General features: G+C 39.4%; 7 protein-coding genes. 1 reads left to right on the top strand and 6 read right to left on the bottom strand.

Translation table 11 applies throughout. The features are described 5' to 3' along the window. Window positions 1-198: 198 nt before the first annotated feature. Both AAEY68_RS15215 and AAEY68_RS15210 read right to left on the bottom strand, forming a co-directional pair. Complete coding sequence (locus tag AAEY68_RS15215; RefSeq protein WP_024592265.1) at window positions 199-1,992, bottom strand: choice-of-anchor I family protein; 1,794 nt, start codon at window positions 1,990-1,992, stop codon at window positions 199-201. A gap of 83 nt (window positions 1,993-2,075) precedes the next feature. Further along, entirely contained in the window at window positions 2,076-3,305 is a 1,230-nt protein-coding gene (locus tag AAEY68_RS15210; protein WP_024592266.1) for an acyltransferase family protein, read from the bottom strand. Between the two features lie 144 nt (window positions 3,306-3,449). Between AAEY68_RS15210 and AAEY68_RS15205 the strand changes: the two genes are divergently transcribed. Then, a complete protein-coding gene (locus AAEY68_RS15205) occupies window positions 3,450-4,292 on the top strand; it encodes a LytR/AlgR family response regulator transcription factor (protein ID WP_007585965.1) in 843 nt (280 codons plus the stop codon). A 27-nt stretch (window positions 4,293-4,319) separates the two neighbouring features. Here the strand turns inward: AAEY68_RS15205 and glmU are convergent, their stop codons facing one another. The 4 genes from glmU to atpG form a co-directional block, all read right to left on the bottom strand. Next, window positions 4,320-5,678 carry a bifunctional UDP-N-acetylglucosamine diphosphorylase/glucosamine-1-phosphate N-acetyltransferase GlmU gene (gene glmU / locus AAEY68_RS15200; RefSeq protein ID WP_024592267.1) on the bottom strand — a complete coding sequence of 453 codons (1,359 nt, stop codon included), beginning with the start codon at window positions 5,676-5,678 and terminating at the stop codon, window positions 4,320-4,322. Between the two features lie 285 nt (window positions 5,679-5,963). Next, window positions 5,964-6,386: a F0F1 ATP synthase subunit epsilon gene (locus AAEY68_RS15195; protein ID WP_007377666.1), complete on the bottom strand. Its 423-nt coding sequence runs from the start codon at window positions 6,384-6,386 to the stop codon at window positions 5,964-5,966. Between the two features lie 13 nt (window positions 6,387-6,399). Then, entirely contained in the window at window positions 6,400-7,785 is a 1,386-nt protein-coding gene (gene atpD / locus AAEY68_RS15190; RefSeq protein ID WP_007585971.1) for a F0F1 ATP synthase subunit beta, read from the bottom strand. A gap of 33 nt (window positions 7,786-7,818) precedes the next feature. Further along, window positions 7,819-8,679 (bottom strand): F0F1 ATP synthase subunit gamma, encoded by an 861-nt coding sequence (gene atpG / locus AAEY68_RS15185; protein ID WP_007585974.1) that lies wholly within the window; start codon window positions 8,677-8,679, stop codon window positions 7,819-7,821. Between the last annotated feature and the right edge of the window lie 8 nt (window positions 8,680-8,687).

Below are 8,687 nucleotides of genomic sequence, written 5' to 3'. Positions count from 1 at the left end.
AGCGGGGGTCAATGTTTTATTTCAGCTTTTTGACAATTAAATGAATTTAGTATGAAAGCTATACAAATAAAGGGCTGTAGGATACTTTTAGTTTAAAAAACACTCATAATTTATGTATCAATTGATGATGTATTAGTAAGTTTTAAACTAAGCTGTATGTTAAACAAACAACACACAGCTTTATTTAAAATTAAAGATTTATTTAGATGCTATTTCCCATACGGCAATAGAGCCTGATATTTCATTTCCAACAATTAAGAGTGGATTTCTTGTTGCACTTTGCTCTGCTGAAACGAATACCATTCCCTCAGGCGCTAAATCGCCTGTAATATTAGCTCCTTTGATTAAGCCTCTATTATAGAAGTACTCTTCAAATTGCACATTGTATGGATTAGTAATGTCGTAAACCATAATGCCGCCCATACGTTCTAATCCAACAAAAGCAAATGTACGATCGTCAATTTTACCAATAGTCAGCGCTTCAGGCTCTGCGCCTTTATCATCTGAACGTGAGTCACCTTTGTTTTCATCTTCATTATTGTTAAATGATTCACCATGCACAGATGCTGTTATACGTGCTATATCGTCACCTGAATCAAAAACCACCAGCCCATTGCTATCCCAAATAGTAAAAGAACGTGCACCATAAGCATAAAGCGATTCGTATTGTCCGTCGTTGTTGGTATCGCCTTTTATTGTTGTTACTTTTAAGCGACCAATATCATCATCGTCATTATTTAAGTAATCAAAATTAGTAGCAAGAGTTAAGTCTTCAACGCGGCTTTCATCTATATAAGCTAAGCAGCCATCGTCTTTATCGTAATCAAGTCCGCCCTTTGCTATACAGTCTGCTTCATCCGTTGTATCAAAAAAGTATTCTCTTGCGTCACCTTCGTTGGCAGTAACTATAAAGTTAGCGCCTTTCCAACTAAAGCTTGAGATAGTATCGGGCTGGTACATACCATAGAGCCCTGGGTATGATTTAAAATTCACGCCGCCGTCTTTATCTGAGACATCAAGTTGTAAGCTTGACCAATCTTTAAAGCCGAAGCCCTTTAGCTCAAGACTGTTGTCTTGTAGGTTAACTATTGCAAGTGCATTGTTTTCTTGAATAGATACATAAGCATATTTGTTATCTTTAGAAATGCTAACGTACTCGGGTTCTAAATCCATAGCTACTGTAGTATTTATTAGATTACCGTTAATAGTACGACCATTTGGGTTTGCAAAAACTACCCCTTGCGCTTCTAGTTCGGTTTGTTTGTTGTTATAGGCTTTAAAATCAATATTTATTGCTGTATCGGCTATTACATTATTTGTTATATCGATAATACTAATAGAACCTTCAGGATCTACGCTGTAGTCGCCACTTGGTTCACCTTCGTTAGCAACCACTGCCTTTGCGCCATCATGGGTGAACGTCACCATGTCTGGTAAAAATCCGACTGTAACATTTTTAATAAATACAGGTGAGTCGCCGCTTATATCGTAAAAAGCAATTTGACCTGCATCACCCGTGCTTTCAGCAGCCATTGCCACTGCAAGTAGATTGTTATTTTCATCAATAGCAATGCTGTTTGCATCGCCTTGGGTAAACTCGTTTAAAGGCAACGTAATAACGGATGTTAAATTTGTGGCGTTTATAACCCCTTCGTTATCTTTAACGAGTGCGGCAGTATCAAAGGTGTCGGCGGGTAAAATATTAACAACAGCGTCATCACCTGAACTGTTAATAGCGTAAATCCATTTTTTAGATGCTTGATATGCAACTATTTCAGCTGCACCTTCTGGGCTTTGTGCATTTAATACACCTCTACCCACAAGGTTAATATTTAATGCTGAATTGGCATTTATACCATTTAACCCATTAGTCCCACCTGTGCCTTGTTCTCCCTGTAATCCTTGAGAGCCGTTTTGACCATCGTCACCATCAAGTGAGCAACCAGTAAGAACAGATATAAGTGACAGCGCAATAATTGATTTTTTAAACATGTGATTTTCCTTAGTATTGTATTTGCTAAATATCAACACACAGGCATGACAAGATTATGGCAGTTTTAATACAGCCCCTTAGCCTAAGTAATTAGCTTATACGCTAGCGGAGTTATTAAAATTAAAGCGGCCGTATAACCAAGAATTTTTACAGTAGGGGAATAATCTCGTTTAATTGCAACCCCTAGCAAAGGTCTAAGTACATCAATACGTGTAATACCCCATGTAATAACACCGCAAAAAGACCAAGTCCCTGTAATAATGATGAATGGTTCAGCAACAGGCCCTAAACTTAAAGGCTGTAGTAAAAAACACAAAATAATCAAAATGCTTTGATGCAATAAATAAAAGGGAAACACCCATACATTGAGCTGTTTTAAATAGTAAGTATTAAAATTTAAAAATCGGTGAGCGAACGCGAGTACAAAAAATACACCTACAACACGTTGAATATTGTAGCTAGCGCTTAAAATAAAATGAGGAAGAGTAAACACCTTCTGATAACTTAATATTATAAGTACAAACAAAACCGCAAAACTCAAAGCTAGTAATACCAAGTTTTTATCTAAGCAGTTCCAAAAGTAAGTGTTTTTAGCAAGTATGTATCCTGCGAGTAGCAGTATTAAGCCGTTAGTCTCTCTGATTGAATCGCCAGTTAAGTAATGGCTTGTAAATAGTGTGGCAATAGTGAGCAAGGTAATTAAAAACCCAAATGACATACCCCCCTTAACAAATGTTTTTAAAGGCGCAATAAAGGGCAAGCGTGCAAAAAGAGTTAAAACAATAATGATCAGCATAAATTGCCACAACGAACGCAAATACCATAAGTGATTTACATCCACATTCGGCCACACTCCAGACTGATAATTAATAAAAAGCGTATTGTTCGTCTCTATAAAAGCTAAATAAAATTGCCAATAGCTAATATCAATAACACCTTGCTGTGACATTTCTGCAAACAGCTGTAAAGGCACTATTAACCATAACCCCACCAGCAAGGGTAATAGTAAAAAAATAGAGCGGTATAAGGTGAAATGTAACCAAGACTTAAAGCTGCGTACTTTATCAATCATAAAACGCAGTGCTACGCCCGATATAAACCAAATGAGCAACATGCGCCAAGGTGAAAACACCAACATTAAATATTCAACATACTGTGATGTATAATTACTTTTAAAATGAAATCCCCAGTTTTCGCTATACAACATGCCAATGTGATAAAAAATTAGCGACGCAAATGCGATTACCCTAAGCCAATCAAGATAATATTTACGCGAATTAACTAATGAAGGTTGTTGTACTTGAGTGCTCATGCTTTTACTACTTTATGTATGTTATGCTTTATTCATACCTAAAGCTCTCGCTAAAACTATCTATAAGTGCTTATATTACAAGCAATAGTGATAAAAGGTGGTATACAGGGATAAGCGTGCCACGTCAGCAATAAGCATACATTTATGAACCTACAGCACTTTCAACGTTTTCAAAGCATTTACGCATCAGTATTACTGTGTGCTTACGTATTAATTAATAATACAGTAAACGCTACAACCCAAATAATGGAAGCCCAAAGAGAAGGGGCTTTAACTTTTTTAATGTGGGAGCCATTTGTTTGGGAGTATTCAAGTGCCTTGAGTACTTTGCTTATATTCCCTATTTTAATTTGGTTTTTAAGACACTTATCTTTTAATTGGCAAAATATTACGGCCTCATTAGGTATGTACTTTGGTGCCTCTATTATATTTAGCGTGTTACACGTTGGTATTATGGTAGGGGTTCGTAAATTCATATATTTGTTGAATGATGGGTCTTACAACTTTGGACTTAGCTGGTTTGAGCTTATTTATGAATACCAGAAAGACGCTATAAGCTTTGTGTTTTTCATCGTACTTATCAAAGTATATCAATATGTGGTGCAGCAGTTACTAGGTGAAGCCTCTTCAATTGAAGAAAGTGAGCAGCAAACAACATCGACCATAAACCGCCTATTAGTTAAAAAGCTCGGAAAAGAATTCATTATAAAAATAGAGGATGTTGATTGGCTTGAATCGTCGGGTAATTATGTAAACCTACATATAGGCTCACGTATATATCCGTTAAGGGCAACGCTTACAGCATTAAGTAAACAACTTGAAGTGCAGGGGTTTTGTAGAATTCACCGCAGCCATGGCGTAAAACTCGATAAAGTGGAGTCTATTACACCACTACCCAGTGGCGACAGTGAAATAAAATTAACTACAGGTAAAGTACTTAACTTGTCTAGACGCTATAAAGAGCAATTTAAACTTCAACTAAAATAAAAAAGGCTACCTAAGTAGCCTCTATTGTTATTTTTTAACTGGGCGTTTCCAACCCGTTAAATTACGCTGTTTAGAGCGTGCTATTGCTAATTGGTCATCTTCAACGGTACTGGTGATCACAGAGCCTGCACCAATTGTTGCAGTTGCACCTATATTTACTGGGGCAACGAGTGATGAATTAGAACCAATAAAGGCATTATCGCCAATAATAGTTTTTGCTTTGTTAACACCATCGTAGTTACAGGTAATAGTGCCAGCGCCAATATTCACTTTTTCGCCAATTTCAGCATCACCTAAATAACTTAAGTGGTTGGCTTTAGAGCCTTTACCTAGTCGGGTTTTTTTCATCTCAACAAAGTTACCAATGTGTGAGTCTTCTTCCATTACAGCGCCTGGGCGAAGGCGAGCATAAGGACCAAGCGTACACTTATCTGCAACTGTGGCATCTTCAATCAGCGTATTAGCTTTAATAATAACGTTATCGCCAATGCTACAATTTTTAAGGACACAGTTAGGACCTATTTGTACATTGTTACCAAGCGTGACCGTGCCTTCAAAAATAACGTTTACGTCGATAAGTACATCTTCACCGGTGGTAACTGTTCCTCGCACATCAATACGCGCAGGGTCAGCAAGTGTTGCGCCATTTAACATTAACTCTTCTGCTTGCCATGCTTGGTAAGCGCGCTCTAAGCCTGCAAGTTGTACGCGGTTATTTGCGCCCTCAACTTCCATTGCATGGTCTGGCTGAGCTGAAGTGATTTCTACGCCTTCACTGTGAGCCATTGCAACGATATCTGTTAAGTAGTACTCGCCTTGTGCATTATTGTTAGATAAGTTACCTAACCATGTTTTTAATAGCTTACCGTTAACAGCCATAATGCCTGTATTTACTTCGTTAATAAGTAACTGCTCTGGACTTGAATCTTTTTGCTCAACAATACCAACTAACTTACCACCGGCACGAAGCATTCGACCATAGCCATTTGGGTTTACCAAATTTACCGTTAATACAGCTAAACCATTTTTAGGTGTTGCGGCTAATAAGCGCTCTAGTGTTGATTGTTTTGTTAGTGGTACATCACCGTATAAAATTAATACTGTGTCTTCATCATTAACATAAGAGTTGGCTTGCGCTACTGCGTGGCCAGTACCAAGTTGTTCAGCTTGAAGTACCCAATTTACATTGTTATCGGCAAGTTGTTGTTGTAATAGTTCGCCGCCGTGTCCGTAAACTAGGTTTGTAGTCGTTGCACCTAATGCCATCGCATTATCAATAACGTGCTGCACCATTGGTTTACCTGCAACTTTGTGCAAAACTTTAGGCAGAGCAGAGCGCATACGAGTACCTTTACCCGCAGCAAGAATAATAGTTGTTAGAGCCATTAAAACAATTTCCTTTTTTCGTTGTTTTAGCTAAATAAGTCTTATGTTTGATCAGAAGATTACGTAAATCACTTCTTGTGCAAATACTCAGTAGGTTAGTTTATTAGTACTGAATCTTGACTGAAAAAACACACTTAATTGGATGACGTTATTGTAGCGAGGATTCCGGCAGGATATAAGTGTAAAAGTGTAGATAATAATCGGACTAAGGTATTTAGTGTAAATACAAAAGTAACAGGCACAAAAAAGCCCACTTAAAGTGGGCTTTTTACAAACCGGATAGGCTTACTTGTGACGTAATTGCTGAATTACGCGTAACTGAGCAACTGCTTCTGCCAGTCGCGTAGCCGCTTGCTGATAATCAAACTCAACAGCTGACGAATTCGCCATATGTTCTTCAGCTTCACGTTTAGCTTTTTGTACAGAATCTTCATCTAAATCTTCACCACGAACCGCAGTATCTGCAAGAATCGTGATGTGATTTGGTTGAACTTCTAATGTACCGCCAGCAACATATATCACATCTTCGTGACCAAATTGCTTAACTAAACGTACCATACCAGGTTTAAGGGCAGTTAGTAGTGGAGCATGGCCTAGGTTTACACCCAGCTCGCCTTCACTACCAGATACTTGAATCGATTCAACAAGACCAGAGAACAAACTCTGCTCAGCGCTTACTACGTCAAGATGTACAGTCATAGCTGTCATACTACCCTCCTAGTTACATGCCTTTGGCTTTTTCTTGAGCTTCTTCGATAGAGCCAACCATGTAGAACGCTTGCTCTGGCATATCATCAAATTCACCGTTTAAGATGCCTTTAAAGCCAGAAATTGTATCTTTTAGTGATACGTATTTACCAGACGCGCCTGTAAACACCTCTGCCACGAAGAATGGCTGAGATAGGAAACGTTGGATTTTACGTGCACGAGATACAAGTTGCTTATCTTCGTCAGAAAGCTCGTCCATACCTAGGATTGCAATGATGTCTTTAAGTTCTTTATAACGCTGAAGAACTGTTTGAACGCCACGTGCTGTATCGTAGTGCTCTTGACCAATTACTTGTGGGTCAAGTTGACGTGAAGATGAATCAAGTGGGTCTACCGCTGGGTAGATACCAAGTGACGCGATATCACGTGAAAGTACTACTGTTGCGTCTAAGTGAGCAAAGGTAGTTGCTGGAGATGGATCCGTTAAATCATCCGCAGGTACGTATACCGCTTGGATTGATGTAATTGAACCCGTCTTAGTAGAAGCGATACGCTCTTGAAGCACACCCATTTCTTCAGCAAGTGTAGGCTGGTAACCTACCGCTGATGGCATACGACCAAGTAGTGCAGATACTTCTGTACCAGCAAGAGTATAACGGTAGATGTTATCTACGAAGAAAAGTACATCGCGACCTTCATCACGGAACTTTTCAGCCATAGTAAGACCAGTTAACGCTACGCGTAAACGGTTACCAGGAGGCTCGTTCATCTGACCGTATACAAGCGATACTTTATCAAGTACGTTTGAATCGTTCATCTCATGGTAGAAATCGTTACCCTCACGTGTACGCTCACCAACACCTGCGAATACTGAGTAGCCGCTGTGCTCGATTGCGATGTTACGGATAAGTTCCATCATGTTTACAGTTTTACCAACACCGGCACCACCGAATAAACCAACTTTACCACCTTTAGCAAACGGACATACAAGGTCGATAACCTTGATACCAGTTTCTAAAAGTTCAACTGAACTTGATTGCTCTTCGTATGAAGGTGCTGCACGGTGAATAGACATACGGTCTTCTTCGCCGATTGGACCCGCTTCATCGATTGGCTCACCAAGTACGTTCATGATACGACCAAGTGTTGCTTTACCAACTGGAACTTGAATCGATTCACCTGTATTCATAACTAAAGCACTACGACGTAAACCATCAGTAGTACCCATAGCGATAGTACGCACTACACCGCCACCTAGCTGTTGTTGAACTTCTAGAGTCAAACCAGCTAAATCGCCATCTGTTACTCTTAGTGCGTGGTATACCGCTGGCACGCTATCTTGTGGAAATTCAATATCCACAACGGCGCCGATAATTTGGACGACCTTACCTAAACTCATGTCTATTCCTCTCGTTAATCTTTACCCGAAGCATTAAACTGCTGCTGAGCCAGAACAAATCTCACTAATTTCTTGTGTGATTGCTGCTTGGCGAGCCTTGTTATAAACAAGCTGTAGCTCGTCCATAAGGTCACCTGCGTTATCAGTTGCAGCTTTCATTGCAACCATACGAGCAGCCTGTTCAGAGGCAGCATTTTCTACCACACCTTGGTATGCTTGAGACTCAATAAAGCGTACTAACAAAGACTCTAAAATAGCCTCTGGATTTGGCTCGTATAAGTAATCCCATGTGTGAGCAGATACTTCTTCTTCAGCTTTTGGCAAAGGGAGTAACTGATCTATAATTGGCTCTTGCCTCATGGTATTAACGAATTTGTTATATACCAAGAATAAACGGTCTATTTTGCCTTCAGAAAATGCATCAAGCATAACTTTTACAGGACCAATAACGTCTTGTACTGAAGGTTTATCTCCTAGGCCCGCTTTTTTAGCGAGTAGTTGACCACCAAAACGTTGAAAGAAGCCAGCTGCTTTACTACCTAAAGTAGCAAATTCAGCATCAACACCTTTTTCTTTCCACGCTTTAACATCAAGTGCAACTTTCTTAAACTCGTTTGAGTTTAGACCGCCACACAGACCACGGTCTGTAGAGATAACAATATAACCAACTCGTTTCACTTCACGATCTTTTAAGAACGGGTGAGTAAAATCAAGATTTGCTTGAGCAACACGACCAATTACTTCACGTAATTTGTCAGCGTATGGACGGCTTGAAGCAACGCGTTCTTGCGCCCTTTTCATTTTAGACGCAGCAACCATTTCCATTGCGCTAGTGATCTTTTGAGTATTTTTAATACTCCCGATCTTGCTTTTAATCTCTTTTCCGCTGGCCATGACTCTCT

The sequence above is a fragment of the Pseudoalteromonas sp. RB2-MNA-CIBAN-0110 genome (assembly GCF_040309305.1).
Lineage (GTDB): Bacteria > Pseudomonadota > Gammaproteobacteria > Enterobacterales > Alteromonadaceae > Pseudoalteromonas > Pseudoalteromonas arctica.
Note: the sequence above shows the minus strand (reverse complement) of the source record. Positions and strands in the feature narration are given on the sequence as shown.